Source organism: Coleofasciculus sp. F4-SAH-05, assembly GCF_040222985.1.
Classification (GTDB): Bacteria; Cyanobacteriota; Cyanobacteriia; order Cyanobacteriales; family Coleofasciculaceae; genus Coleofasciculus; species Coleofasciculus chthonoplastes.
This window is the reverse complement of the sequence record NZ_JAVKBY010000004.1, coordinates 1-26,177: the sequence shown is the minus strand read 5'-3', so window position 1 is coordinate 26,177 and position 26,177 is coordinate 1. Positions and strand designations below refer to the sequence as shown.

The following is a 26,177-nucleotide window of genomic DNA, read 5'->3' as shown; positions in this document are numbered from 1 at the left end:
CCGGTTCGATGCCCAGCGCTCGCAACTGTTGTGCCAATCGCTCAACTCATTGCCGTTCCCGTTCCTCAGGAGTCAAAACCCAGTCACAATCTGTATCATACCAGCACAACCAGACGCGATCGCTCTCCCGATAAAATCCTTGCCAAAGTCCCAACCTTAACTGAATATCATCCATCCAGATTCGTGGTTCTTCTAACTCTAACTTGACAACCAGTGTTGTGGTAATTTTGCCCATGGATTCGTGGATAGTTGATGACATGATATTTACTTTGGCTCACTATACCTTAACTATCGCTATTTTTTGCTAATCTGGCAAATTCAAAGTAGCTGATAATTGTGAATATTTTTGGTATTTATATACTATTTATAAATTAGGGTGATTATTATTTATAATTACTTATTGATTTTTGTCTATTGACGGGTTCGTAGTAATGGCTTTAGCCTTTGCTTTATTAAAGTTTGCCGAGTTTATATCCAAATTAGATATGCTATAAAAGTTGGAGGACTTTTGTCACCCGATCAGGTGATTTCCTTGGAACCAACAGAGATATGAGTTAAAGTTATCCAACCAAAGGCTTGGTAAACGTCACCTTTTGACAGGCGATAGTGGTTTTGAACAAGTACTGTTTCAGTATAGTTGGGTTTTGTCATGCTCCAGCGCTAAAGACTTGTTTGGCTGTAAAGTTCAATTCTGGGAACGTTGGAGAATTGATGCGGTCATCTCCCCTGAACTGACTAACCTGGTACTCCTCCTCAACAAGTTGATAGATCGAAAAAGTGGGTTGTTTTTGATTCCCAATAAATCGTCTACCACCTAACCCCAAGTAATCAACAATCCAATATTCTGGAATCCCCATTTCTTCATAATCTCTGGCTTTAGTCAGGTAATCATCTCGCCAGTTAGTGCTGACAACTTCTACTGCCAATTTGACTGACTTTCCCTGTGAGATAGTTGATGATTTTTTCCAAAGTGGTTCATCGTGCAAGGCGTTTTTGTCTAAGACGATGACATCGGGCTGATAACCTGATGGAATACTAGGAGGTTTGACGAGGTAGGTTCTGGGAATAAAGTAGGGGAGACTTTGGCGATCAAGTTCTACATTCAGCTTACGGTTGAGAAAAGCGGCAACCTCTTCGTGGTCTCCAGTTGGATTCATTTTAACTATAACTCCCTCATACAGTTCATAACGCCCTCGTCCATCGGGATACCATTCCAGAAACTCTTCAAATGTTAGTAGGTTGGGTGCCGACTGAATCATGGCTTAAGTTCCTCTCGCGAATACTCATCAGGAGTTTATTGTAGCAGGAGACAGGAGCGAGTATGCCAAAGTCTCCTTCTACATTTTTTAGCTTTTTCAATAGACCCGCCCAGTCTAGAGAGAAAACGGGTAAAAATTTCCTGGTCACGTTTAATCTTTAGTAAATGAATGATTAATGGATAGGTTGATAACATTCTAGCAAATCCATTCAAAAAACATAAATTTAAATTTAATTAAGAGAAATACTTTTAAACCGACCAATCCATAGCGATACCGTTTGGCTTCTACGTTAGACAGAGTAAACACAAACGTCTTGGCTGCCAACTCGCCGATGTATTTGGCACTGGTTTTTGATGCTAAAAATAAAAGAGTCTGGGTGGGCGAGGTTTCAACCGGAAGAGAGAGCGATCGCAAATAGTTTTCCCCTAGTAACAAAAAGACCAAGTCGTAATCCGCGATCGCACGTTCAAAGGCTTGGCGTATCCCTAAAAAAGAAGCCCATTCATCCACCTCATAACCTTTCATCCGATTAAAGGTTACTTGGTATGGCACGATGCTTTTGTCTTCAGAGATTAGCCCGTAAGCCGCAGAGAGAATCACCACATCTACTGTTTCCCGCCCCAGAGACTGTAAAAAGAAGCATAGGCGGGGAATACAGACTAAAGTAGTATACAAATCGTTATAAATACCTGCTCTGAGGAGAAAAATTCATGCCAGCCCACGCTTTTACTTCCACATTGAGGAAACTAACCGCCTGTTTAGGTCTTGCCAGTCTCGGTACCGCGATCGCATTACCCGCCAACAGCGTCACCGACTCCCCTCGTCTTTTAAAGGCAGAACCTGGACTCCACCTGATTGCTCAACGGGGGGTGAGCAATATAGCCGATGAACTCGAAACCGCCAACGACGCTTTCTCCACCCTCACGGCTGCGATCAAAACGGCTGGACTCACTTCAGTACTGGCGGATAGGAGACCCATTACTATTTTTGCCCCTACCGATGAAGCCTTTGCTGCTTTACCTGAGGGAACTGTGGCAACGTTACTTCAACCCCAAAACCGATCGCGATTAACTGAAATTCTCACCTATCACGTTGTCCCCGGTAACATTAGCACCTTTGGCTTAACCCCTGGTTCTACCTTGCGGTTAACTACGCTAGCGGGTAAACCCGTAACCATACGAGTTAGGAATGCTAGCGAAGTTTATGTCAATGGTGTACCTGTAGTTATGGCAGATATTCCTGCCGCTAACGGCATGATTCACGGAATTAGTGGGGTTCTATTACCCTAATGGAGATCCACGGTAGGGGCTTGGTTACCAAGCCCCTACTCTCTACCAAAACATCAGAGAAGCTGATTTCGATAAGGTAGACAAGAATTACACGTCACAAGTTTGCCCTCAATGTGACGCACATACCTTCGCTTTCTTCTAGGGGAGTACGTCAAATCAACTGACTCAACCAGGGACTCACTTCCACCGACAAAAGTTGACCAAGCTGAAGCAACTGGCGTAGTCGGATCATCGTCCAAGGATTTGCCGCCGTAAGCTGCGCCTGATCATGTCCATTGTTTTGGTCACTCAGGCGTTGGGCTTGAATAGCCAGTTCACACTGCGGCACGATTGAGGTGTGTAAACAGTTGAAATAGAGTTCCTGACAACGGTCTAACGCTAAACCGAGGCTTAACCGATTGCCAATCTCAATCAGCCGATCAATCTGGCGGATATCCTCGCCTAAGGTATCGGGATCACCCTCATGCAACAGTTGCCACAGCGATCGCCAAATTAATATCTCCAGAGTTGGCTTGGCTTCTGGGATATTCAGATGACAGCGTAGGTGTCCCGCTTCTGTGGCGATCGCTTCCAGTTCGGCTATCTGAGCATTGATAGCTTGGGGATCGCTCACCTCCATGTCTAGGGCTTTAATCGCAATTAAACAACGGTTGGATAACGCAATTTCTGCTGCTACTTGCAATTCCTTCGGTACGGGCAATTCATCCCGATGGAATGCCATCAACACGCCGTAATTATCCCGGTACATCTGGTTATAAAGCTGATCTAATCGTGTCAGGGTTTCCTGACTAATTAGCTGCATAATCCGTTGCCGTTCCTCAGCAAACAGATTCTGTAAACTAAACGACTGCTCACCAAACATCTGATTCATTGCCAGAATCGTATAGGCAGCACTGGCTTGCTTGAGGGCATCAAAAATCTTATCCCTCAACTGGGTATATGCCCGACGTCCGGTAAAGGGTTGAATACAGCAGTGGAAGTCCCAGCCCCCGAGATGGAGAACGGCAAAAACCAATTCCATATTTTCCCACGTAATCTCCGACACCAGTCGCAATTGACCCACTGCTAATGTCAGTGAACCCATGCGTTGGAGTTGATAGTCAAGCTGGTGGGCTTCGTAGCAGTAGATCCGTTCTTGTTGGGAATAGTTGGTAAATAAGGAACTAATCGCGTAATGGGCAGCAACTTGTTGGAAGGTAATTTGCGACGACACAACCAGTTGCCGATAGACCACATCCCCGGTTTTAAAGCAGTCTACATTACTGGGTGCTACAAGTAGGCGTTCCAAGAACCCTAGCTCAAGCTGGATACCCACCACTTCCCCAGCTAACTCCAACGCCCGTGCTGCATAGCGTAAAATCTGTACCCCTTCGGGACGGGAGATTTCCTCAAAGAACCAACCGCAACTGGTATACATCAGCATGGCGTGGCGTTGCATTTCCAACAGCCGTAGAGCGTCGATTTGGTCAGTGGGAGAAAGAGGTGCAACGCTGTGACGGTTGAGGAATTGCTCAACATTTTCCAAAGAGCGATCTCTGAGTACCTGAATATACTCATCCCTCGCCGCCCAAGGATCGCGGAAAAACTGACGCCCCCTCTCGTCATACACCGGAATCAACTGATCCCGCAGCCAGTTAAGGCTATCTCGCAGGGGACGCCGCCATTTCTGATGCCAACCGCCGCCGCCACCACAGCCGCAGTCATCTTGCCAACGGTTGACGCCGTGGGAACAACTCCAAGCGGTGACGGGTTTGAGCATTACTTCCCACGTCGGCGGACTGATACTGAGATAATGAGCAAAGTTGGTCACCGTCCAGTTACGGCGGGGAAAGACTTGAGTAAAAGCATGGGCGATACACATTTCCGTGTGGCGTTTGTGATGTCCGAAGGTTTCCCCATCGGTTGCCACACTGATAATCTGGGAGGGACGGTGATCCCCATGAATCGCGATTCCCAGACGACCGGCAAAATGTTCGGAACTACTGAGAACATCGCTAAACCCCATATCCCGTGAGATGGGACCGTCATAGAAAAAGATGTCGATAAATTCACCGCTTTCCAGGAAACAACGGTAAGGGCGGCTGGGATCAATCTGACCTCCACCTACTTCATGCCATTTAGGATCAGGATTGTCTTCTGTCGGCAGAGGGCGACAGCGTTCGGCTTGGGACGGTGCGAGAATGATAAACTTAATCCCTTCTGCCACTAAAGCTTCCAGGGTGGGGCAATCTACCGCCGTTTCCGCCAGCCACATCCCTTCGGGATCACGACCAAAGCGAGAGCGGAAATCTTCTATTCCCCAACGGATTTGGGTGTATTTATCCCGTTCATTGGCGAGGGGAAGAATGATATGGTTATAGACTTGCGCGATCGCATTACCGTGACCGTTGAGCCGTTGACAACTCTTGCGATCCGCCTCCAGTATCCGCTCATACACTTCCATGTCGTAGCGTTCTAGCCACGACATCAGCGTCGGACCAATATTAAAGCTGAGATATTCAAAGGTATTAACGATCCCCACCACTTCGCCGTAACTATTTAACACCCGGGCAAAGGCATTGGGGCGATAGCATTCGTGATGAATCCGCTCATTCCAGTTGTGAAACGGTGCCGCTGAGGGCTGACGTTCAATGGTATCCAGATAGGGATTTTCACGAGGGGGTTGATAAAAATGCCCGTGAACCGTTACGTAGACGCCCCTGGCTGTCTGCAGGGGATCATGTTCTAGCCCAGCCTCCTCTGATAAGGTAGCGATGGGATTGATTGCCGCAGCTTGTGAAGCTGAAAGTTCAGCAGCAGAAGTCATTGAGATCACCAAATTCCACAGAAAACGTGTCAGACAGATTCCCTTACTCTACTAATTTTCGCTGAGAGTAGGGATTAGTTGAGAGATTACTAAACAAATTTTGATTTTCGTTTGAAAGCTAGCCATTTCAGTAGGGAACGCCAGCCCCGTATATAAAAAATCACTCGCACAAGTTACTAAGCTTGCATTTTGGGATGAACTTGTAACAATCTGTTCCTTTAGTCCTTTATTCAACCGCAATATTTACTTACAATCGATGAAACTTCATAAACGTTGCGATAAGTTCACAGAACTTAACCGCACTATAACAAGTCTTACCGATTATTGCACATCTGGCTGGGGATGTGTAGGGGGTAGGGGTGCAGGGATGCTCCAGGTGCTCCAGGTGCAGGGGAGCATAAACCAATGACAAATGACAAATGACAAATGACAAATGACAATCCTTACCGTTAACTTTAACGTATCGCGGAAGTCCCCACCCTCAACAGACGGATTTTCGTAGCCCTCAGGCGAGAATGAACGGCTTTAGGGTGGGGATGACTAGCGGGAAACCGAAGGAACGGAGGTTTCCCATACATCTGTCACCTGTCTTCTATAGCACTACGCATTAAGGTTAGGACTTATGTAAAAGCACCAAACCCTGTTGGAGTCAAATTTTGAATGCGTGACTTTTGACTTGCGCGTAGCGCTATATCAATTCAGTCTTCAATCAGTTGAGTAACCGTCTGCTCTTTAGTTATTAGCATAAGCCTTAAGTTTTTTCATGCGCTTAAGAGTTGCGTGAAGGTTTTGGTTTTTCCTTTTGTGTTGCCACTATCAACACACTAATACTATTATAAGATTGGTGGCTGACCCGAAGAGGGCGTATGGACATGCCTACCGGCTAATTCCGAAGTAGCAGATTGATGCTGGCCGCTCCAAACATCGCAGCCAAGGAAAGCATAAGACCACTGGTTCCCTTCGACTACGCTCAGGGGTAAAAGAAAAGCCAAGCCATGTTGTACAAACAAAGAATAACGACCTGCGGAAGGCGGGTTGCTGCCTGGGTTCACTCTTTGAGGTGATCAAGACTCCTTTGAGTTAGAGATGCTGTGTAAGACCAATTTGTAGCAATACAAAAAGGCAACGGCAAGCGAGACAGGAAGCGATGATGGTTGTTTCAATGAAGCTGCGGCTTCAGGGGATCTTGCCGGAGTACTTCACTCTGTGCCTATTTGCTTATTTTTAGATGCTGTTCACTCTGTGCCTATTTGCTTATTTTTAGATGCTGAACAAAAACACGATTCTGTCACTGTTGTTACTTTTTGTCCCCATTTCCATCGCCGCGCATTTTCTGGAATGGGGAGCAGCTATAGTTTTCATTACCTCCTGTTTGGCGATCGTTCCTCTGGCGGCGTGGATGGGAACCGCGACGGAAGAAATTGCGGTGGTGGCTGGATCGACCTTTGGTGGGTTGCTGAATGCCACGTTTGGTAATGCGACAGAACTGATTATTGCCCTGATTGCCCTCAATGCTGGCTTAGTCAATGTGGTTAAAGCCACGATTACGGGATCAATTATTGGCAACTTGCTGCTGGTAATGGGCTTATCTATGCTGTTGGGCGGGTTGCGGTACAAGGAACAAAGCTTTCAACCGATTGTGGCGCGGGTGAATGCATCCTCTATGAATTTGGCTGTCATTGCCATGCTGCTACCGACGGCGATGGATGCCACGACGCCTGACATTGATGAAGCGACGTTACAAAGATTATCGGTTGCTGTGGCGGGGGTGTTGATTGTGGTTTACGCTCTCACCTTACTATTTTCCATGAAAACCCACAGCTATTTGTTGGATGTGGGCATGGTGGATGTTGAGTCCCAAGAGGGGGAAAGCGCTTCCTCCACCGAGGAACCGGAACATAAGGTGAATTTAGGCTTGTGGATTGGGGTGTTACTTGGAGTCACCCTCCTGGTGGCGTTGGAGTCGGAACTGTTAGTGGGGACGTTGGAGGAAGCCACCTCCCAGTTAGGATTAACTGCCCTATTTACAGGGGTGATTCTATTGCCCATTATTGGCAATGCCGCCGAACACGCTACGGCGGTGACAGTGGCGATGAAAAATAAGATGGATTTGTCGGTGTCGGTGGCGGTGGGATCAAGTTTACAAATTGCCCTGTTTGTCGCCCCTGTCTTAGTGATTGCAGGTTGGTTTTTGGGTCAGCCGATGGATTTGGATTTTAACCCCTTTGAATTGGTGGCGGTGGCTGTGGCGGTGTTAATTGCTAATTCGATTAGTTCTGATGGCAAATCAAACTGGTTGGAAGGAATTTTGCTAATTGCCGCTTATTTGGTGTTGGGGTTGGCATTTTACTTCCATCCGGTTGTGGAAGGATTAGCATAACCAACAAATGTAGAGACGCGCCATGGCGCGTCTCTACAGGTTCAATTCGACTTCAGTTGATAATCACAGGTTGGGGGCATATTACAAAAGAAGACACTATAGCCGGGAATTTCCCGCGTCTCACCCTGACGATTCGTGATAAAGCCTAATCCTTCGGTTTCCTTACACCCTGGATATCCCGACAAGTCATAGCGGGCAGATTCGTTACTCAAATTGAAAATACACAGGATTCGCTGTTCTGCATAGTCCCGGATAAAGGCAAAAATCGGTTCCTCTGTCTCCAGGATTTCCAAGTTACCGGCTTCTAAGGCTGGTTGTTTTTTGCGCCAGTGGAGTAAACGACGCCAGGTATTTAGCAAGGAGTTCGGATCTCGATTTTGCAGATTCACCGCCCGTTGATAATGACCATCGGGAACAGGTAACCAGGGTTTTTCCGCCGTGGTAAATCCAGCGTGGGGGGCATCCGCTTGCCACGGCATTGGGGTGCGAGAACCGTCTCGTCCTTTAATTGCTGGGTAAAGGGCTTGACCAAAGGGGTCTTTAATATCGTCCACCGGAATATCTTCAGGGATTCTTGCCTCAGTTAACCCTAGTTCATCACCCTGGTAGAGACAGATTGCACCCGGTAAAGAGAGGAGCAGTGCGGCGATCATGTGATAAAATTCTTCTGGGTAAGGATTTCCCTGAGCATCCTTTCCAGTCCAGCGCGATCGCAAGCGACCATAGTCATGATTGCCGACAATCCAACAATCACCGCCTTCGGTAAAGTTATTTAGCACTTTTTCCATCATCTGGCGCATGAGTCTAGCGCTGATGGGTTCATCGACGAGAAGCCCACTATGATACGCCATGTGTAAGCGTTCATCACCTTCTACAAATTCACTGGCAAGGGCAATCGAATCTTCACAGAAGGTCACTTCGCCTAAGGCAACCGTACCCGGATACTGATCCATTAAATCACGAATAGGTTTGAGGGCGTCTAAGGTTTCGGGACGACAGAAGTTGTATTTAAACAGTTGCCGAACCACCGGATTATCAGCAGCGACACCATCCGGTAAAGACGCATCTTCCGGGCGAACGGGGTTATCTCGCAATTGAGCGTCGTGCATGAAAAAGTTAGGCGCATCGATGCGGAACCCATCAATTCCTAAATCCAACCAGAATTTTGCTCGTTCCAAAATTGCGTCAACCACATCTGGATTGTGCCAGTTCAGGTCAGGTTGGCTTTCTAAGAAATTGTACATATAAAATTGTTTACGTTCGGGTCCCCATTGCCAAGCACTGTGACCCATAAATGCGGATAACCAGTTGTTGGGGGGTGAACCATCAGGCTTGGGGTCTGCCCAAATATACCAGTCTGCCTTAGGATTATTTTTATTTTGCCGACTTTCGAGAAACCAGGGATGCTTATCAGAGGTATGACTCCAAACTTGATCCAGCAGAACTTTCAATCCCATGGAGTGAGACACTGCCAGTAATCGTTTAAAATCCTCTAGAGAGCCAAAAAGCGGGTCGATATCCCGCATATCGGTAATGTCATAGCCAAAATCTTCCATTGGGGATTCATAAATCGGACACAGCCAGGAACATGGCTTCCCCAGCTTTCAGCGTAAGTTTACATATACAGCATTTCTCAGTCTAGTGAGGTACAGTAACAAGACGAGGTTAGCCTCTGTGAGCGCAAAAGTCTTATTCTCAATGTACCTTACCAGCATGGAAAACGCTGTATGAGGTGGAAACCATCAATACCAAAGGTTAGGGAGAACAAAGCCCCACCCGAATAATAGTCCACTCCAAAAATGCAGCTTAACGGCAATAAATTTACAATTGCTGACTTTCGTCGGTTGATCATGATAGTCGCCAACATGCTGCACTAACTCAACGGCAAAAGGTAAACTCAGAATGATTAATCCTGTCCAAATCGGAAACATCCCCAACACAATAAACAAACCCGTCAAGGCAAAAATGCTGCCGCTTAACCAAGGAAGGAGTTTAGCACCACGTTGAGTTCCCAAGCGAACAATCGGCGATCGCTTTCCGGCGGCTATATCGTCTTCGACTTGGTGGAAATGAGAACAAAATAAAATAATCGAGGTACTAATGCCGATAATGATTGAGGCAGCTAACCCCGTTGACGAGAAGGTTTGGGCTTGGGAGTAGTAAGCCGCCGCCACCGCCATGGGACCGAAGGTAAAAAAGCAAATAACCTCACCTAACCCTTGGTAACCCAGGCGGAAGGGAGGACCTTGGTAACTATACCCCAAAGCGCAGCAAAGCAAGACAATACCAATCACCGTCCAATCCCGTTGCCACCACGCGATCGCGATGATTCCCAGGATACCTGCGGCTAAAAATAGATTACTTAACCCAAAAATTAACGCTTTATTTCCGGTTAAATTCACCAGTGAATGGGGTTTATTTTGATCAATCCCTGTCTCTGAATCAAATACATCATTACTCAGGTTAAGCCAAGCAATAATTAAAATAGCTGACAGTAAAAATGTGCTAAAAATGCCCCAATGAATAATATGAGTTTCCCGGTATGCTACAGCCGTACCAATCCAAATTGGAATGATAGCCACGCTGTACATCGGTGGTTTAAGCGCCGCTAACCATAACTTATTTGGGGAATGAGCAATGAACTTTGTGGTCATGATAGCAAGTTAGACATTCAGTAAACTAGCACTGATCCAATTAGCAATAAATCCTTGTTTTCCCTGTTTGGGTCTAGAAATCGGATCAAAAAGGTAATCTATTTTACAACGGATTACTAATAACTGATTACTTTTTCTCTAGATGAGTGAACGTGACGCTGGGTCTTCACCACCATGGGACAAGCCTGAGAGGGAACGATGGTAATCCCTCGTCGCCAGGGTTGCACAGACGTGTTGGGGTCAATCACCAACTGATAGCGGGTTGACATCCTCCCCACCTTACTTCGTTGAAGGTGGGGATTCCCATCATCGCTGACGGGATTTCCTGGCTCTACGAGCAACCTTACTTTTTTGGGTTTCCCCATCCAAACAGAGGGTCATCTCATCCCCAGGCGTAACTTTCCGAGTGCCCCTCGGTAGTTGTGCTAGCCCTTGCAATGCTTTCATCAAAATGTTGATGGCAGCATTTACGTCTCGACAATCAACATACCCACAATGAGGACATTTATGGGTGCGAGTAGACAAAGCTTTCTTCACTTGTTGCCCGCAATTGGAACAGTCCTGGGACGTGTAATGAGGCGCAACAGCAATTACTGGCACATCAAACACTTTCCCAAAATACTCCAACCACTGCCTAAATAATGTCCAGCTAGCGTCAGATATTGACTTGGCTAAATGATGGTTTTTGACCATATTCCGCACTTTTAGGTCTACAATGGCTACCAAATCTGCCGACTGGACAAGCGCCCTTGCCGTCTTAACTGCAAAGTCTTTACGCCGCCTTGAGACCTTGAGATGCGTCCTACCCAACTGTTTGATGGCTTTGAGGCGATTCTTAGACCCTTTTGTCCTCCTTGAAACCCGTTTGTGTGCGCGTTTCAAAGCTTTTTCAGCTTTCCTCAAAAATCGGGGATTCTCAATCTTATTGCCATCAGAATCAGTGTAGAAATGGTTTAAACCAACATCTATGCCCACCATCCGATTGGTGGGTTCGTGATATTCATTACGCACCTTCTTGATGGAAAACTGAACATAATACCCATCAGCCCGACGCACAACACGCACTCGCTTAATTTGCTCTTTTTGGTAAAAGTGCAAGTCACGAGTCCCCCACATTTTAAAGGTTCCAGCCTTGAAGCCATCCCTAAATGTAATGGTTAATCGGTCATCCGATAACACCCAACCATCAACCTTGTACTCGACTGAGGAAGGTGTTTGATGTTTGCGAAACTTGGGAAAACCCTTCTTGCCTGGAATCTTTTTCTTGCAGTTATCAAAGAACCTAGCAATGGCGCTCCATGCTCTCTCGGCACTCGCTTGACAAGCCTGAGCCGAAAGCTTTTTGCACCATTCAAACTCTTTTCTGAGTACCCGGCAATATTTGTTGAGGTCGTATTTGTTAACCCCTTTGTTGTCCATCCAGTAACGAAGGCAGGAATTACGCAAGAAACGAGCGGTACGAATCATCTCATCCAAGATGGCGTACTGCTCGTCTGTTCCTCGTAATTTCGCCTCGAATACTAACATGGCTAATTCAAATCTATGTTGAGTGTTATAGCATAGCTTATTAGACAATGCAAAGAGCAGGCATGTCGAATACCTGCTCTTTGCCTGGGGAAGTGAAGGCATCCCCGCCCACAGTGAAGATTCTGCGTATGTGGACTCATTCCCGGATTTATCACCACAATTGTCCAAAGGCTTATACAACCTGGATTGACAGTAAAATAAGGCTTTCAACACTCTGTCGAAATTTAGGTTCGGTTAAAAATGCTCGAAACATCCTCTATGTAAAGGTTTCAATGACTAAGATTGCAAAACTTGTGAGAAATGTGGGTATCTGTGATAAATTAGTGCTATGTCAAATAGCTGAAGAAAAATCTTCAGTATTTAAATTATAGTGGCGCACCAGAATCTTTACTCAAAGAACTAGAAAATTATCCAGCCGATGAAGACATTAACGAGGTTGTTGCGGCTACTTTAGCTACCAATAAATCCAAAAGAGCGGTAATTTATTTTGCCATTAAAGCGGCTGCCTCCGATGGGGAATACAACGATGCCGAAAAAGCGGTTGTACGTAAGTCGGCAACTGCCATGGGTATTTCCGAAGATGTTGTTAAGCAAATTGAAGCACTTTATGCACGGGAAGAACAAATAAAACAAGAAAGAATAGACCTCTGCTTCCCTGAAGGAGATCCTTTTAAATAAAAGCGAAAAGCTGGTATACAACTAGATAAGAGAATGTTCCAGACGTAGTATACTATGTCTGGAACGTTATTTGTCTGTTGTGAATTCCAATCCCACATCATGGGATTATCGTCCAGGGGTTCAGTGACAATACGCCCGATCACGTCAATTTCTTGCACTTCTTCTTGAGATAATTTAACCTATCGCCATGAACCTGAAGTCGTGTAGCCGACATCTGGGGGAACTGTCTTGCCTGGATAACCCAAAATCTGCAATCCTCTTGTACATGGCGTATTTATCATCATCTCATACCGATCGCTTGCCAAACCACAAGGAGCTATACCAGTTCCTTGTCGCTTGTCAGCAGGCATCTGTTGAGAAAGGCTGTACTCAAATTGCCAGTATTTCTGTGGAAATTCCCCGGGTCGATCCACTGGCTGTACTCCAGATTATCGCTAAACCTCAACACTTTCAGTTTTACTTAGAAAAACGCAAGGAAAACGAATCGATTCTGGCTATTGATGCGACGATCTCTGCTGAAGTTGAAGGAATCAATCGATTTCAACACGCCAAGACGGTCATCCATCGTTATCTCAAAGACACTTGGATTTGGACTGAACAACAAAAAAGGATTTCCTTTGCCGGTCCTCACTTTTTTTGCTTTTTTACCTTTTTTGCTTTAACCCAGGAGTCTCCGTTTTCATCGGCGACGATTTTTCTTCCCCGTTGGCAAGTAGCTTATCGAAAAGATAGCTGTACATTCGTTGCGAATCTTCAAGTTGACCCTGGCGTTAATCTCAAAGTTCTCCTGAAAGAACTATACAATCAGATTGCTGAAATTACATGGTCAGGGCATCAACCCAGTTCCCTGACCCGCCTTAATTATTCTCAATTTATAAATTCCAACTCAATCAAGGCTGAATCCTTTAAGTCAGCCGTCGTATCAGCTTTAAAATCAATTCATGCCAATCAATTTAGCAAAATTGTTCTCGCTAACGCCATTGATATTGTTTCGCACCAGCCCTTTAATGTCGTCAACTCCCTCGATAATCTGCGCCAACGCTATCCGGATTGCTACATCTTTTGTGCCAGTAATGGTAAAGGACAAAACTTTCTCGGTGCGAGTCCTGAACGGTTAATTAGTATTCGTGACCATCTCTTGGTAACGGATGCCTTAGCTGGATCAGCGCCGCGTGGAAGGACAGCCACTGAAGATGCTGAGTTTGGCGATCGCTTGCTTGGTTCTGAAAAAGAGCAGCGTGAACACCAATTTGTCCTAGATTTTATCACTCAACGCCTATCTGAGTTGGGACTCATCCCCCAATGCTTACCTGCGCCCCAACTGCTTAAACTCTCTAATATCCAGCATCTGTGGACACCAATCCAAGCACAACTGTTTACCAATGTCCATCCCCTAGACATTGTTGCCCAGCTTCATCCTACCCCTGCTGTAGCCGGTGTTCCTACCCAGATTGCTCAAGAACAGATCCGCCGTTACGAAACCTTTGACCGTTCCCTCTATGCCGCGCCGTTAGGTTGGATTGACTATCAAGGCAATTGTGAGTTCATTGTCGGTATTCGCTCAGCATTAATCGACAGCAACCCGTCTTCTCTAAATCATGACAACACCTACCGCGCTAGACTCTACGCCGGGGCGGGAATTGTGGCGGGTTCTGACCCCGACAAAGAACTGGCAGAAATCCAACTCAAGCTTCAGGCATTACTCAAAGCATTGCTTTAGTCATTCGTCATTCGTCCTTTGTCCTGTTCGCTGCTATCCCAGCCACTGTCATATCAGGATGACTGATTTCTGGCTACGGCAAACGCTAAACCAATAGCTTAGTTCAACTTGAGGAGTTAATAAAACGGAGAGGGAGGGATTCGAACCCTCGGAAGCGCCTAAACACTTCAACAGATTAGCAATCTGCCGCTTTCGACCACTCAGCCACCTCTCCAAGGCGGTGCTTGACTATCATAGCAGATTACAACCCATTTTTGTCTAGTGGGTGGATGCAAATTACTCACCCTATCCGGTTGTGTGCGTCTTTACATAACTAAATTTTTCTTTACATATTGCAACTTTGATTTCTAGAGGCTATACTCTTTTCAAACGAGTAAAACTCAGCTCTTTTCATTAGCTATTGCTAAGTCTGCACCCTTTAAGCTATGTACAACAATGATGAGGTTTCCGATGAAATTTGGTGTAGTCTGGTAAAGTCGTCCATGACCTGAAAGAGGAACTCATTTCTCAAGCTCTATAGTAGGGAATTATCAGCCCAATCCGGCGTCGTTTCAGTTAGTTAATTCTTTCTGCGAAAAGTAAAAGGGAGGGAAATGTGGCACAAGTCTTCCCACTCAAGGGTTAATTCACCCTTGGTTGCTTGCAAGTTAAGGGTTCACAGCATTTACCATCCTGTAGTCTGATGCGGACAAAGCCTTCAGCGTTTAAGGTTTTCTCAACCAAAAACCTGAGCTGAGGGAAAAGCCGCACAAGCATCAAACGCTTAATTAAGCTTAACCCTTGTTGAAATCGAGGATTAGACCAACTTATGACCAGTAAACGTAGACAACATATTGCTCTTATCTCAGTTCATGGCGATCCCGCTGTGGAAATTGGTAAAGAAGAAGCGGGTGGACAGAATGTTTACGTGCGCCATCTGGGTGAAGCCCTTGCCAATCTGGGATGGCATGTAGATATGTTTACCCGAAAAGCCAATGCTGATGATCCTGTCATCGTAGAACACAGTCCACGTTGTCGGACTATTCGTTTGAAAGCCGGTCCAGAGGCATTTGTCCCACGGGATAAGATCTTTGGCTATACCGGCGAGTTCTTAGATAATTTGCTGAGGTTTCAGGAGTGGGAAGGTGTTCGGTATTCCCTGGTGCATACTAACTATTGGCTTTCCGCTTGGGTGGGGATGCAGTGGAAAAAACGGCAATCGATTCCCCAAGTTCATACTTACCATTCTCTAGGTGCGGTTAAGTATCAATCAGTAGAAGCAATTCCGATGATTGCTGGTACTCGATTGGAGGTGGAAAAAGCGGTGTTAGAGACAGCCGATCGCACTGTGGCTACATCTCCCCAGGAAAAAGACCATATACGATCGCTGGTTTCGAGTAAGGGTCATATTCAGATCATTCCCTGTGGCACAGACATTCAACGCTTTGGGGCGATTGACCGCACTCAAGCAAGACTTGAATTAGGATGGAATCCTGATCAAAAAATCATCTTTTATGTGGGACGCTTTGATCCGCGTAAAGGCATAGAAACTCTGGTTCGCGCTGTGGGTTGCTCTCAGATACGCCATGATCCCCAAGTGAAACTGATTATTGGTGGGGGATCTCGTCCCGGTCAAAGTGATGGGATTGAGCGAGAACGGATTGAGGCGATCGTTGATCAACTGGGGATGAGGGATATTACCACATTTACCGGACGCATTAGCGATGAACTTCTATCGGTTTACTATACGGCGGCTGATGTCTGTGTGGTTCCCAGTCACTATGAACCCTTTGGTCTAGTGGCAATTGAAGCCATGGCTTGTAGTACGCCAGTTATTGCCAGTGATGTCGGTGGGTTGCAATTTACTGTTGTACCCGAAGAAACCGGATTACTGGCGTCGCCTAAAGATGAGGTGGCTTTTGCTGAGGCAATAGACCTCATTCTATCTCACCCCGACTGGCGCAATCAATTGGGTCAAAGGGCAAGACGGCGGGTGGAGGAAAAGTTTAGCTGGGATGGTGTCGCGCATCAACTCAGTGATCTTTATCTCCAGTTCGTCCGAAACTCCTCCCAGGTGTTGGAACAAGCCAGCGCCTGAACTACCCAGCGCCGTCCCAACATGGCTACGGGCTTGAACGTTAATGCCGCGCATTCCTCGTCCATGGGAAGCATGGGCGGGGTAGTTCATATAAATAATGATAGCGATCGCGTAAAGTAACTACGTGGTCTAATGGTGCAATCACGCTTCAGACCTAATCGCTACAAGTCTTAATCATATTACGACCTCGCTTACACATTGGTCGGAGCGGGGGCGGTCAAAATTCAAAATTCAAAACTCAAAACGACTCCCTGTTCGCGCTTGTGATTCATAGTTCGTTACAATTGAAAGGACACGACGAACAAAAAATCAAGGATAAAGGACAAAGGACAAAGGACAAATGACCGATGGCTGAACTTCCTCAAACATTAGACGAAGCGATCGCTCAAGCTCGCGAAGCGACACAAGCCGCCCTCAGGGATGGATACACTCGCCTGCAAGTCGAGTTAGTTTTTCCAGAGATTGCCCTGCAAGCCCAATCCATTGCATGGCAATTTACCCCGATCTTTGAACAGTATGGTTCGGGGCTAAAGGTTCTCTTCCCTGATGCTGGGGCGGCGGCACTTGCCCGTCGAGACTGGGGAGAAACGCCGTTTAAAGTGACAGACATTGGTACAAGTCGCTCCCCTGTCGAAAGTAGGATTCAGCCAGAGGATGAGGCGTTTTTGATTGTTTCCCCTTCGGCGGTGGAAGTGAGTCAAGTGGAAAAACTCTGCAATTTGGCAGGCGATCGCCCCTGTGTCTTACTCACGCCTCAGCTTGAAGATCTGAAAGTGGTGGGTATTGGCTACGCCGCCCGTCAACTCCGTGAACGGTTTCTCAGTACCCTAACTTCTTGTTACTACGTCCAACCTCGGGATGGGGCGGCTCTACTTCGGGTTTATCCGGGACTATGGCAAATCTGGTTGGAAAAGGAAAATGCCTATCAGCTTATTGCTGAAGAACCGCAAAAACCTGTAGGAGATGCTGTAGAACTGATTATTGCTAAAGTAACAGGTAGCGGTGACTCAGAAGACGCACCTGCCCCCAAAAAAGCAGGGTTTCTCTCTACACTACAGAGCTTTTTAGACGCATTGAGTCGTTAATCAAACATCTAAACGCTAAACGCCAAAAATCCACTATATCTAGCGTCTTTTTCGCCAAAATGTTGAAAAAGCGCTACCTATGATATGATTCTACACTTTATGACGTCAATGTAATAATTGAAATTGCATAAAAAATTTTGATAGAGGGTGCAAAAACCGACCGTAAATCTTCCCTGGAACATGTCCAATGAATCCTTCTTGTGAGGAGAATGAGCCAAACCTATTCCATGGGGAAGCATCTCTCCAAGCCTTTTTCGATCTTTCTGCTGATTTGTTGTGTATCCGTGACAGTAACGGGTATTTTAGAGAACTCAACTCAGTTTGGGAAAAGACTCTAGGCTGGACGTTAGATGAACTGCGATCGCGCCCTTGGTTAGAGTTTGTTCATCCTGATGATGTGGCATTCACCTTTGATATGGAGAATCAATGTCACACTCTCCAGAATAATAAAACCCCAATCCGCCTTAAAAATCGCTTTCGTTGTCGAGACGGAAGCTATCGTTGGCTGTCTTGGCGTTTGGGAGCCTATCAAAATAGTGTAAGCCATGGTATTGCCCACGATGTCACTGAGAGTAATTGGCGAGGGAGTCAGGCATATCGCAAGGGAGTTCAGGAAACTGTTAAGCTACGCGATCAAGCGATCGCAGCCAGCAGTGTCGGCATTGTCATTGCTGATGCCCGGTTGCCAGATATGCCACTTATCTATGTTAATCCTGCCTTTGAGGAAATAACAGGTTACTCTGACGCTGAAGTCCTAGGTTATAATTGTCGTTTCTTGCAAGGTAAAGATACTAGTCAGCCAGCTGTTGAGCAACTCCGTGCGGCGATTAAAGCTGGAGAAAATTGCACCGTTACCTTACTCAATTACCGGAAAGACGGAACACCGTTCTGGAATGAATTGACTATTTCCCCCATTTATGATGATAGAAACAACCTGACTCATTTTGTCGGTATCCAGTCCGATATTAGTGATCGGATAAAAGCGGAACAAGCCCTACGCTTAGAACAAGAAAAGTCAGAACGCTTATTGCTCAACATTTTACCCAAGCCTATTGCTGACCAATTAAAAAAGTTTGAGGGAAGTTTAGCCCAACAATTTACGGAAGCCACGATCTTATTTGCTGATATTGTCGGTTTTACCCATCTTTCGGCTCAAATGTCTCCCTTAGAACTGCTTAATCTATTAAATAATATTTTCTCGGTTTTTGATAAATTAGCAGAAAAACATGGGATTGAGAAAATCAAAACTATTGGCGATGCTTATATGGCTGTGGCGGGTTTACCTGTAGCCAATGATCATCATGCTGAGGCAATTGCAAACATGGCGTTGGATATGCAACAAGCTATTCAACAATTTAAAACACCACAAGGGGAACCCTTTCAAATTCGCATTGGCATTAATACGGGTTTGGTAGTGGCTGGTGTAATTGGGATTAAAAAGTTCAGTTATGATCTGTGGGGAGATGCTGTTAATGTAGCGTCTCGCATGGAATCATCTGGACTTCCGGGAAAAATTCAAGTGACGGCGGCGACGAAAAAGCGTTTGCAGGATCAGTATATATTTGAAGAACGGGGCGCGATCGCGGTTAAGGGAAAAGGGGAAATGATTAGCTATTGGCTGATTGGGAAACAGGGGTTGTAGAGACGTTGCATGCAACGTCTCTACAATTTATCGTTAAATTAAGGAGACTCATCTCCTAATCACAGAACGGTGAACGCGCTATGGCGAAAATCAAAATCCTGCAAGAAGGTCAGTCTTATACCTTTCGGTCTTACTTCGAGTTACGCTATGAAGCTGATGACATTCTAGCTGAGTTTAATTATTCACTGATTAAATCCCGCCTATCTCTGCCTAAAACAACTAAGCAGCTAGATCGACTTTCAGAACTCAAGCAAAGAATAGAAGATGTTTTACCCTTTATCAGTTTGAGTAATGAGACAGCCAGAAGAGAAACACTTGTCTCTCCAGTTATGTTGGAGGTCGTTCGTTATTGCCAATGTAAAATGCGAATTGAATATCCTTTAATGGTCAACAACTGGCTCAAGGGTAATCTTGATCATCTATTGCAGTCAACCAACAATTTACTGGTTGTTGAAGCCAAAAATGATGACCTCACGAGAGGATTTACTCAGTTAGCGGTTGAGTTAATTGCCCTATCCTATATTGAGGAACAAAATGTGTTTTACGGAGCCGTAACAATGGGGGATGTTTGGCGGTTTGGTAAACTGGAACGTAGTCAACAACAGATTAATCAAGATATCAATTTGTTTAAAGTACCTGATGATTTGGATGACTTAGTCAGAATCCTGCTAGGAATTTTGGAGGGAGAGTGAGAGCGATTGCACTTGTTATTATAGTCAATTGATCGGACTTGATCTTACCTGTTATTTACAACACCAACACGCAGAGCAATCCGTTTATAGTTCTGGGCATCGTAAGGCATACCTGTATGCATGACTTGAGAGTTATCCCAAAACAGAATATCTCCAGGTTGCCAAACATGGGCGTAAATTGGCGTACAGTCCAAAATAGACTGAAACAACTCCTGCCAATACTGTTTGGCTTCTTCCGGTTTATCTTCTAATCCCTGGAGAATTGAAGTATCTGAACCCAAATATAATCCTTTATGTCCAGTGACTTTGTGAGTTGAGACAATGGGATGTAATTTCCTGGGAATTTCTTCCCCTTGTGATGAGAAAAATGGTGACAGGTGATACATCCAGAGTTGCTCTAATTCCTGCCAATGTTGGCGATTGAGATTGTGGTAAGCTTCCACCATGTCGAGAAATTCAGTGGTATGAGGCTGTCCATCTATTCCTTCGGGAGGGATTTCCACACCATAGAGCATGACAACATAGAGGGTGTTCATATCCAGTCCCTCTGTTTTGGGGAGGCGATCTTTGTCGTGATGCCATTGCCAACCAATTTTACCCACAATTTCCTGAGAAAATCCCTTGGGATTACCTAAAATCGCAACTCCGGGACTTTGTAAGTCCGGATTAATTTCGGGGTCTAGAGGCTTGGGACGACGACCGAGAGTTGAGTCACCAAATGTCTGTATAGCAAAGTTCTTTAACTGAGTGGCTGTCAGTTTTTGGTTTCTGACAACAATAACTCCATGTTCCCAAAGAGATTGCTTCAAGTGTTGGATTTGTTGGTCTGTTAGCTGGGCGAGATTACACTCTTGTAAGACTTCCTTACCTAGTCTTGAATGTTGCTGTACCTTTAACAATGTATTTACTGAGAAATATTTTTACCCTATCTACAATAGATGAGTCAGATGCGTTTAGTCTAGGGGGAAGATACAAAAAGTCACTCTAGTTGTTTGAAATAAACACGATCGCACCGCTTTGTCTCTATCCCTGTGGTTGGCTGATAGCCGCTACTTTCATAAAGCTGGATGGCTTCTTTGAGGGCACTGGCAGTTTCAATCCAAATTTGTTGGAAACCCCGATTGGCGATTGTTTGTTCAAGCTGTTGCAACAAAAATTTACCGATCCCTTGTCCTCTAAACTCTGGAAGCAGGTACATTTTACGAATTTCTACAGCGTTTTTGCCGCGTTCGACTGGATAATACGCCGAGGTTCCCACAACTTTACCTTGGTATTCGATTACCCAAAACTCTCCCCCAACCGTTTGATAGAAGGTTTCGACGTCAACCACATCGCGATCGGCTCCCCTTGGTTCCCAGGTTAAGCCGTATTCTGACAAGACTGAACCAATCACCTCGGCGGCGTTGACGCGATCGCGCGGTTCCCAGTCACGAATTAAAAAGTCACGGTAATAGGTTTTCATCAGAAAATCGGGTTGGTAAGGGGGCGGATGGAAACCCCTGTCATTTATGTATGGGGAGGAAGGAACCCCCTTGCATAAACAGCAGCCCTACAGGGCTTCAACTGAAGCAATATTAGTAACCATCTTTCCCATGTACACGGCTGCAATTTAAACCCCACCGCCTTGGACTTACTAACGACATTCGACGTATTGCATTCGCCTTTCGTCTGGGCAATTACAGACTCGTGCTTTTAGTCTGTACGCATGGGGCTGTTTTGGTTGGGCTTGCGCCCCTCCCGGAAACGGGGTAACGTTTGCCTCGCCAATGTTACGCCTCGGTACTTTCGGTGAAAGCACTGCTTTAACCCCTTAAGGCTGTTTAACTTTCCGGTTCTAGAGCTTGGAGCTGGCACGCACCCCAAGGTAGGACTTGAACACTTAGGCGTAACGTAGACCGCGCAGGTCTTAGGCTGGTCAGGTTTGGGCTAAATTCCAAGCCCCCGGCTTATAGCCGTGGGGTTCCTGACTGTGTACGAAATAAAGAATATCCAGTTTTATTATCGTCTTTGCTTGCCTTTCAAGCAAATGTCAGAACGCACGATTGTGGTACTCTGTCAAACTAAGCTGTTCCGCATTTAAAGCTTAACTGCGATCGCTCCTTATCAGTTGCTTCTGCGATTCTCTGTGACAATGCCCGAAAACTTTATTTAAAAAATTCATAAATAATAATTAATGGGTCAAAATAACAAGTCCATTTTCATTTTTATTTCGCCTAGATTTAGATAGTATCTGTAGGGGCGGGTTTAGGGACTAATATTGATAATTGCTCCTAACTGGAGTACAAAACCCGCCCTTTCCATAGAATTGACTCTACCCAAGCTACTTGAATGTTTGAAATGTTACAACATTTTAAGAGGTGGAACCAGACTAAAATGCTAATATGCCTTCCCAGAAGTTTCGTCGTCAGTTGCGTCAAGAAGCACAGCAATGGCAAAGTGAGGGGTTAATTGATGCCTCTGTCTATGAACAACTAGCCCAAAGCTACCAATTTGGGGAACTCGAAAGTGCTTCCCGTAACCAATTTGTCTCGATTCTGCTGCTGATCGGCAGTATCCTTTTAGGCGTAGGCGCGATCGCGTTTTTCGCCGCTAACTGGCAAATTTGGTCGCGAGAGTTGAAAGTAGCGTTACTCTTGCTGCTGTTTATTGGATTCAATACAGCAGGCTTTATTTTGTGGCAACGTCCTAAAGGAGGACAACGCCGTTTAGGACAAGTATTGCTGGTGCTAGGGGCACTAATCTTGGGAGTAAATATGGCGCTGATATCCCAACTCTTTCAGCAAAATAGACCCGCTTACCAATTGCTTCTGCTTTGGGGAGTTGGTGTCTTGGGGATGGCGTATAGCTTACGGTTAACTGGGCTAGGCATACTTTCTGCCCTTTTGATCGGAATTGGATATATTCGGGGACAAGGACAACCCGAATTTTTGGCGATTGGAGAAATAGCTTGGCTGCAGCTGATGGTACGATTTATGCCCGTAGTCGCGGGTGTGATGTTTATTCCCTTAGCCTACTGGTGTGGTTCTCGGTGGATATTTCGCCTCGGTGCGATCGCGGTGATCTATTCATTGGAGGTGAACTTAGTACGCCTCAACCTTTTAGTCGCCCCCGCCTGGGTTAGCGCGATCGCTTGCGCCCTTCCGCCAGCATTGTTATGGGGGTACAGGGATAGGTTCTGGAGACGGTATCTTTCTAATGCTAAGTCTTTCGAGAGTACAGCCCGCACACTTGCCATTATTTTCCTCAGTCTCTTATTTTCCCTCTTATCGTTCTATTGGATGTGGAATGTTTCCTTTATGCCATCTGCCAACAATGCTTTTCATGTACCGTGGTATATTTTGGTCAATTTGTTTATCTTCGTCAGCATAACAATTTGGGAATGGCTGCATAGTTGGCGTCAGTGCGATCGAACAACTAGCTTTGTGGCTTTCATGATTGTGATTAGCGCCGTCATTCCCTATTGGCATCTAAGTACAGGTGGCTTAGATATCGCAGCGGTGTTAATTTTCAATTTAATGTTACTATTCTTGGCTATCGGTATAATCCGTAAAGGAATCACCCAAGCCCAACGACGTTTTTTCTGGGGAGGGTTGGTGCTGTTAACGTTGCAAGTCTTAAGTCGGATGGTTGAGTACAATACCGATTTACTATTCAAATCCCTGGTTTTTTTGTTGTGCGGTTGCGGTATTATAGCGGCTGGGGTAACTTTTGAATACTATATTCGCACTCAACAATCCAAATAAATTCCCTATTCCCTGACAAATGACAAATGACAAATGACAAATGACAAATGACAAATGACAAATGACAAATGACAAATGACAAATGACAAATGACAAATGACAAATGACAAATGACAAATGACAAATGACAAATGACAAATGACAAATGACACTACCCCTTCTATCCCTTTCCGGCGATTTTGGCTCACTTTGTTATTTCAAACAGCTTTAATCCTGGCTGTGCCTGCCCAAGCGATTTACACTCATGTCACAGGTAAAATCATCATTTTACAAACAGCCCCCTTAGAACCCTACAATCTATTGCGAGGCTACTCTCAAACTATGAGGTATGACATTTCTAGTCAAGAGCAATTACGCGGTTTACCTGGCTGGAACAACTTACCCAAACAACAAAGTGATGACAACACGGTAACGTTTATCAAGCCAGGAACTCACTTTTATGTAATTTTAGCAGAACCGATTTCACTCAGTTTGCCTGGACTACCACAACCGTGGGAACCCATTTTTATTAGTCTCAAACGTCCTGCCAATCTCAACAATAATCAGGTTGTTTTGAGAGGTATTGCCCAACGGGGATTAATTGAGTATGGACTCGAAAATTATACTATGGCTGAAGCCGAACGGAATCAGATTAATGATGATTTGCGGGCAGCAAGACTTGCCAATCCTGAACAAACCCAACAAATTCCGCCTATTGTTATGGAAGTTAAAGTTGATGCTTGGGGAAATGCCATTCCGATTAGTCTTTGGGTACAGACTGGTGAAACGAATCAACAAAAGATTCGCCAGTATCGTCTCTAATTTGGTTATTCGTCTTATGTCATTTGTCCTGAATAGTGGAGGTTGTAGTGGCGTGGCATAGCTAAAATGGTGGAATAGAATCGGCTTTTATCTTGCCTGACATTGAAGCGCTATTACAAATGGAATCGCCTCTTTCAACGCACTAATAAATGTATCAATTTCCTCGCGGGTGTTGTAGAAATAGGGACTTACGCGAGCCGTGCAAGGAACACCGAGAATCCGGTGCAAGGGTTGGGTACAATATTGACCCGCCCGAATCGCAATGCCAGCCTGATCCAACACTTGAGCTAACTGATAAGGGTTGATCGTTCCGCAGGTAAATGAGGCTAAAGCGGCTCTACCACTCCCGTCTTCTTTGGGTTTAGGACCATAGATTGTGAGACTGGGAATCGTGTTTAATTGCTCAAACAAATAGGCAGTCAATTCATGTTCATACGCCTGGATTTTGTCCATACCAATAGCGGTGAGGTAATCCACGGCTGTACCCAGCGCGATCGCTTCGCCTGTGGCGGGAGTTCCGGCTTCAAAACGGTAGGGGATATCGGCATACGTGGCATGATCGAGGAAAACCTCGGCTATCATCTTCCCTCCCCCTAAAAATGGCGGCATTTCTCTGAGGATATCTAATTTCCCATACAGGAAACCAATCCCTGTGGGAGCGCACATTTTGTGTCCAGATGCTGCTAACCAATCGCAATCAATCGCTTGTACGTCAAGTTTTAGGTGCGGTGTACTTTGACAAGCATCAATTAATACTTTTGCACCATAGTGATGCGCTAGTGCGGTAATGTCTTGGATTGGATTAATACAGCCTAACGTGTTAGAAACGTGAACAATGGATACCAGTTTCGTTCGCTTGGAAAGCAGGGTTTTAAACTGCTCCAAGTTAAATTCTTGGGTATCAGTCAATTCGACAAACTTTAACACAGCACCTGTGCGTTGGGCAATCTGTTGCCACGGGATCAGATTGCTGTGGTGTTCCATCACCGAGAGAATGATTTCATCCCCAGGCTGTAAGTTTTTCCCTCCCCAAGTGGAGGCGACTAAATTAATGCCTTCTGTGGCGTTGCGGGTATAGATGATTTCTTGGGCAGATGTGGCATTAACAAATGTGGCAATTTTCTGCCGTGCGTTTTCGTAGGCTTCGGTGGCTTTGGAACTTAGGGTATGAATACCTCGGTGAGCGTTGGCGTTAGTATGCTCATAGTAGTTCTGCCAAGTCTTAAGAACTTGTAAAGGTTTTTGGGAGGTTGAGGCATTATCTAGGTAAACTAAAGGGTTACCGTTAACCTGATCTTGCAAAATCGGGAAGTCAGCCCGAACTTTGGCGGCAAGATGTTGTTCTGTTGCAAGTATCATAGTCATCCAGATTGAAAATTGTCTTTAGATTGTTCCAGATCAATTTTCATATTGATTGCTATGAAATCCAAGGAAAAAAATGATAAATTAAGTATCATTTTCTCATAAAAACAGCCAATCCATTCCTGGGAGCTCATGTTCGGTTGAATCTTTTCACGGTATTTGGCGCAACCTGAGTGTAAATTTTGTCGGGGCGGGTTTCACTACTATCTTTTCGGTTGCAACCCTGAAGGGGTGACAAGCAGTCTTAAACTCTTGAAAGTAAGGCTTTGAGCGACATCAATATCTCCAAAGATAAAGTCTTATTGACATCCTTATTGACAGATGAAGACCACCGGATGAGGTATGGGATTAGCGAAGCGTTGCGCAGGGGGTATGGGGGAGGCGCTCGTCCCCCATCGGGGGGTCTGGGGGGCTGGTCCCCCAGAGACAAACTCCTATCTTTGACCCTATCTGTGACGAGAA

At 45.5% G+C, this 26,177-nt stretch carries 22 protein-coding genes, 1 tRNA gene and 2 pseudogenes; 11 read left to right on the top strand and 14 right to left on the bottom strand.

What is annotated here, in order from left to right:
* Positions 1–46 precede the first annotated feature (46 nt).
* From RIG27_RS00305 to RIG27_RS00295, 3 genes are all read right to left on the bottom strand, one after another.
* On the bottom strand, positions 47–259 hold the full coding sequence (locus RIG27_RS00305) for a hypothetical protein (protein WP_446341356.1): 213 nt from the start codon (positions 257–259) through the stop codon (positions 47–49).
* A gap of 388 nt (positions 260–647) precedes the next feature.
* Entirely contained in the window at positions 648–1,259 is a 612-nt protein-coding gene (locus RIG27_RS00300) for a Uma2 family endonuclease (protein WP_446341354.1), read from the bottom strand.
* Positions 1,260–1,454: 195 nt separating this feature from the next.
* Positions 1,455–1,934, bottom strand: coding sequence for a DUF6884 domain-containing protein (locus RIG27_RS00295; RefSeq protein ID WP_446341352.1), 480 nt, complete (start codon positions 1,932–1,934; stop codon positions 1,455–1,457).
* A gap of 35 nt (positions 1,935–1,969) precedes the next feature.
* Here RIG27_RS00295 and RIG27_RS00290 point away from each other — a divergent pair, with 35 nt between their 5' ends.
* On the top strand, positions 1,970–2,548 hold the full coding sequence (locus RIG27_RS00290) for a fasciclin domain-containing protein (RefSeq protein WP_446341350.1): 579 nt from the start codon (positions 1,970–1,972) through the stop codon (positions 2,546–2,548).
* 151 nt (positions 2,549–2,699) lie between these two features.
* Here RIG27_RS00290 and RIG27_RS00285 read toward each other — a convergent pair whose 3' ends face one another.
* Together RIG27_RS00285 and RIG27_RS00280 are read right to left on the bottom strand one after the other, a co-directional pair.
* Positions 2,700–5,354: a DUF3536 domain-containing protein gene (locus RIG27_RS00285; protein WP_446341348.1), complete on the bottom strand. Its 2,655-nt coding sequence runs from the start codon at positions 5,352–5,354 to the stop codon at positions 2,700–2,702.
* Positions 5,355–5,668: 314 nt separating this feature from the next.
* Positions 5,669–5,794: a hypothetical protein gene (locus RIG27_RS00280; RefSeq protein WP_446341346.1), complete on the bottom strand. Its 126-nt coding sequence runs from the start codon at positions 5,792–5,794 to the stop codon at positions 5,669–5,671.
* A gap of 824 nt (positions 5,795–6,618) precedes the next feature.
* On the opposite strand from RIG27_RS00280, the gene cax reads away from it, so the two are divergent.
* Complete coding sequence (cax, locus tag RIG27_RS00275) at positions 6,619–7,734, top strand: calcium/proton exchanger (protein WP_446341344.1); 1,116 nt, start codon at positions 6,619–6,621, stop codon at positions 7,732–7,734.
* 41 nt (positions 7,735–7,775) lie between these two features.
* Here the strand turns inward: cax and RIG27_RS00270 are convergent.
* The 4 genes and pseudogenes from RIG27_RS00270 to RIG27_RS00255 all read right to left on the bottom strand — a co-directional run.
* Positions 7,776–9,335: pseudogene (locus RIG27_RS00270) on the bottom strand (alpha-glucosidase family protein); the annotation flags it as partial.
* A 141-nt stretch (positions 9,336–9,476) separates the two neighbouring features.
* A complete protein-coding gene (gene menA / locus RIG27_RS00265) occupies positions 9,477–10,388 on the bottom strand; it encodes a 2-carboxy-1,4-naphthoquinone phytyltransferase (RefSeq protein ID WP_446341342.1) in 912 nt (303 codons plus the stop codon).
* Between the two features lie 116 nt (positions 10,389–10,504).
* On the bottom strand, positions 10,505–10,657 hold the full coding sequence (locus RIG27_RS00260) for a hypothetical protein (RefSeq protein WP_446341340.1): 153 nt from the start codon (positions 10,655–10,657) through the stop codon (positions 10,505–10,507).
* A 37-nt stretch (positions 10,658–10,694) separates the two neighbouring features.
* Positions 10,695–11,915, bottom strand: a complete 1,221-nt coding sequence (locus RIG27_RS00255; protein WP_446341338.1) for an RNA-guided endonuclease InsQ/TnpB family protein — start codon at positions 11,913–11,915, stop codon at positions 10,695–10,697.
* A gap of 339 nt (positions 11,916–12,254) precedes the next feature.
* Between RIG27_RS00255 and RIG27_RS00250 the strand changes: the two genes are divergently transcribed.
* Entirely contained in the window at positions 12,255–12,593 is a 339-nt protein-coding gene (locus RIG27_RS00250) for a TerB family tellurite resistance protein (protein ID WP_446341384.1), read from the top strand.
* Between the two features lie 265 nt (positions 12,594–12,858).
* Positions 12,859–14,313 (top strand): isochorismate synthase, encoded by a 1,455-nt coding sequence (locus RIG27_RS00245; protein WP_446341382.1) that lies wholly within the window; start codon positions 12,859–12,861, stop codon positions 14,311–14,313.
* Between the two features lie 125 nt (positions 14,314–14,438).
* On the opposite strand, the gene RIG27_RS00240 is transcribed toward RIG27_RS00245, so the two are convergent.
* Positions 14,439–14,527, bottom strand: a tRNA-Ser gene (locus RIG27_RS00240).
* Positions 14,528–15,121: 594 nt separating this feature from the next.
* Here RIG27_RS00240 and RIG27_RS00235 point away from each other — a divergent pair.
* The 4 genes from RIG27_RS00235 to RIG27_RS00220 all read left to right on the top strand — a co-directional run bounded on the left by RIG27_RS00235 (position 15,122) and on the right by RIG27_RS00220 (position 19,809).
* The gene (locus RIG27_RS00235) at positions 15,122–16,390 is read left to right on the top strand and encodes a glycosyltransferase family 4 protein (protein WP_446341336.1); all 1,269 of its coding nucleotides are present in this window, start codon (positions 15,122–15,124) and stop codon (positions 16,388–16,390) included.
* Positions 16,391–16,737: 347 nt separating this feature from the next.
* Entirely contained in the window at positions 16,738–17,475 is a 738-nt protein-coding gene (locus RIG27_RS00230; RefSeq protein WP_446341334.1) for a DUF1995 family protein, read from the top strand.
* 187 nt (positions 17,476–17,662) lie between these two features.
* Positions 17,663–19,117, top strand: coding sequence for an adenylate/guanylate cyclase domain-containing protein (locus RIG27_RS00225; protein WP_446341332.1), 1,455 nt, complete (start codon positions 17,663–17,665; stop codon positions 19,115–19,117).
* Between the two features lie 80 nt (positions 19,118–19,197).
* Positions 19,198–19,809 (top strand): hypothetical protein, encoded by a 612-nt coding sequence (locus tag RIG27_RS00220; RefSeq protein WP_446341330.1) that lies wholly within the window; start codon positions 19,198–19,200, stop codon positions 19,807–19,809.
* A 44-nt stretch (positions 19,810–19,853) separates the two neighbouring features.
* On the opposite strand, the gene RIG27_RS00215 is transcribed toward RIG27_RS00220, so the two are convergent.
* Together RIG27_RS00215 and RIG27_RS00210 are read right to left on the bottom strand one after the other, a co-directional pair.
* Entirely contained in the window at positions 19,854–20,708 is an 855-nt protein-coding gene (locus RIG27_RS00215; RefSeq protein ID WP_446341328.1) for a TauD/TfdA dioxygenase family protein, read from the bottom strand.
* 80 nt (positions 20,709–20,788) lie between these two features.
* On the bottom strand, positions 20,789–21,271 hold the full coding sequence (locus RIG27_RS00210) for a GNAT family N-acetyltransferase (protein ID WP_446341326.1): 483 nt from the start codon (positions 21,269–21,271) through the stop codon (positions 20,789–20,791).
* Positions 21,272–22,190: 919 nt separating this feature from the next.
* On the opposite strand from RIG27_RS00210, the gene RIG27_RS00205 reads away from it, so the two are divergent.
* Positions 22,191–23,552 carry a DUF2157 domain-containing protein gene (locus tag RIG27_RS00205; protein ID WP_446341324.1) on the top strand — a complete coding sequence of 454 codons (1,362 nt, stop codon included), beginning with the start codon at positions 22,191–22,193 and terminating at the stop codon, positions 23,550–23,552.
* A gap of 5 nt (positions 23,553–23,557) precedes the next feature.
* Here RIG27_RS00205 and RIG27_RS00200 read toward each other — a convergent pair whose 3' ends face one another.
* Positions 23,558–23,704: a hypothetical protein gene (locus tag RIG27_RS00200; RefSeq protein WP_446341322.1), complete on the bottom strand. Its 147-nt coding sequence runs from the start codon at positions 23,702–23,704 to the stop codon at positions 23,558–23,560.
* Between RIG27_RS00200 and RIG27_RS00195 the strand changes: the two genes are divergently transcribed.
* The gene (locus RIG27_RS00195) at positions 23,691–24,353 is read left to right on the top strand and encodes a GDYXXLXY domain-containing protein (protein WP_446341320.1); all 663 of its coding nucleotides are present in this window, start codon (positions 23,691–23,693) and stop codon (positions 24,351–24,353) included. The two genes, RIG27_RS00200 and RIG27_RS00195, sit on opposite strands and share 14 nt — an antisense overlap.
* Before the next feature lie 87 nt (positions 24,354–24,440).
* Here the strand turns inward: RIG27_RS00195 and RIG27_RS00190 are convergent, their stop codons facing one another.
* Positions 24,441–25,712, bottom strand: a complete 1,272-nt coding sequence (locus RIG27_RS00190; protein WP_446341318.1) for a SufS family cysteine desulfurase — start codon at positions 25,710–25,712, stop codon at positions 24,441–24,443.
* Positions 25,713–25,981: 269 nt separating this feature from the next.
* Here RIG27_RS00190 and RIG27_RS00185 point away from each other — a divergent pair.
* A pseudogene (locus RIG27_RS00185) lies at positions 25,982–26,177 on the top strand (hypothetical protein); the annotation flags it as partial.

Excerpts from the sequence above, each read along its gene's own strand:
- RIG27_RS00305 (WP_446341356.1), bottom strand. The coding sequence starts at position 259 with ATGTCATCAACTATCCACGAATCCATGGGCAAAATTACCACAACACTG.
- RIG27_RS00300 (WP_446341354.1), bottom strand. The coding sequence starts at position 1,259 with ATGATTCAGTCGGCACCCAACCTACTAACATTTGAAGAGTTTCTGGAA.
- RIG27_RS00290 (WP_446341350.1), top strand. The coding sequence starts at position 1,970 with ATGCCAGCCCACGCTTTTACTTCCACATTGAGGAAACTAACCGCCTGT.
- RIG27_RS00285 (WP_446341348.1), bottom strand. The coding sequence starts at position 5,354 with ATGACTTCTGCTGCTGAACTTTCAGCTTCACAAGCTGCGGCAATCAAT.
- cax (WP_446341344.1), top strand. The coding sequence starts at position 6,619 with ATGCTGAACAAAAACACGATTCTGTCACTGTTGTTACTTTTTGTCCCC.
- menA (WP_446341342.1), bottom strand. The coding sequence starts at position 10,388 with ATGACCACAAAGTTCATTGCTCATTCCCCAAATAAGTTATGGTTAGCG.
- RIG27_RS00260 (WP_446341340.1), bottom strand. The coding sequence starts at position 10,657 with ATGTCAACCCGCTATCAGTTGGTGATTGACCCCAACACGTCTGTGCAA.
- RIG27_RS00255 (WP_446341338.1), bottom strand. The coding sequence starts at position 11,915 with ATGTTAGTATTCGAGGCGAAATTACGAGGAACAGACGAGCAGTACGCC.
- RIG27_RS00245 (WP_446341382.1), top strand. The coding sequence starts at position 12,859 with ATGGCGTATTTATCATCATCTCATACCGATCGCTTGCCAAACCACAAG.
- RIG27_RS00235 (WP_446341336.1), top strand. The coding sequence starts at position 15,122 with ATGACCAGTAAACGTAGACAACATATTGCTCTTATCTCAGTTCATGGC.
- RIG27_RS00230 (WP_446341334.1), top strand. The coding sequence starts at position 16,738 with ATGGCTGAACTTCCTCAAACATTAGACGAAGCGATCGCTCAAGCTCGC.
- RIG27_RS00225 (WP_446341332.1), top strand. The coding sequence starts at position 17,663 with ATGAATCCTTCTTGTGAGGAGAATGAGCCAAACCTATTCCATGGGGAA.
- RIG27_RS00220 (WP_446341330.1), top strand. The coding sequence starts at position 19,198 with ATGGCGAAAATCAAAATCCTGCAAGAAGGTCAGTCTTATACCTTTCGG.
- RIG27_RS00210 (WP_446341326.1), bottom strand. The coding sequence starts at position 21,271 with ATGAAAACCTATTACCGTGACTTTTTAATTCGTGACTGGGAACCGCGC.
- RIG27_RS00205 (WP_446341324.1), top strand. The coding sequence starts at position 22,191 with ATGCCTTCCCAGAAGTTTCGTCGTCAGTTGCGTCAAGAAGCACAGCAA.
- RIG27_RS00195 (WP_446341320.1), top strand. The coding sequence starts at position 23,691 with ATGACAAATGACACTACCCCTTCTATCCCTTTCCGGCGATTTTGGCTC.
- RIG27_RS00190 (WP_446341318.1), bottom strand. The coding sequence starts at position 25,712 with ATGATACTTGCAACAGAACAACATCTTGCCGCCAAAGTTCGGGCTGAC.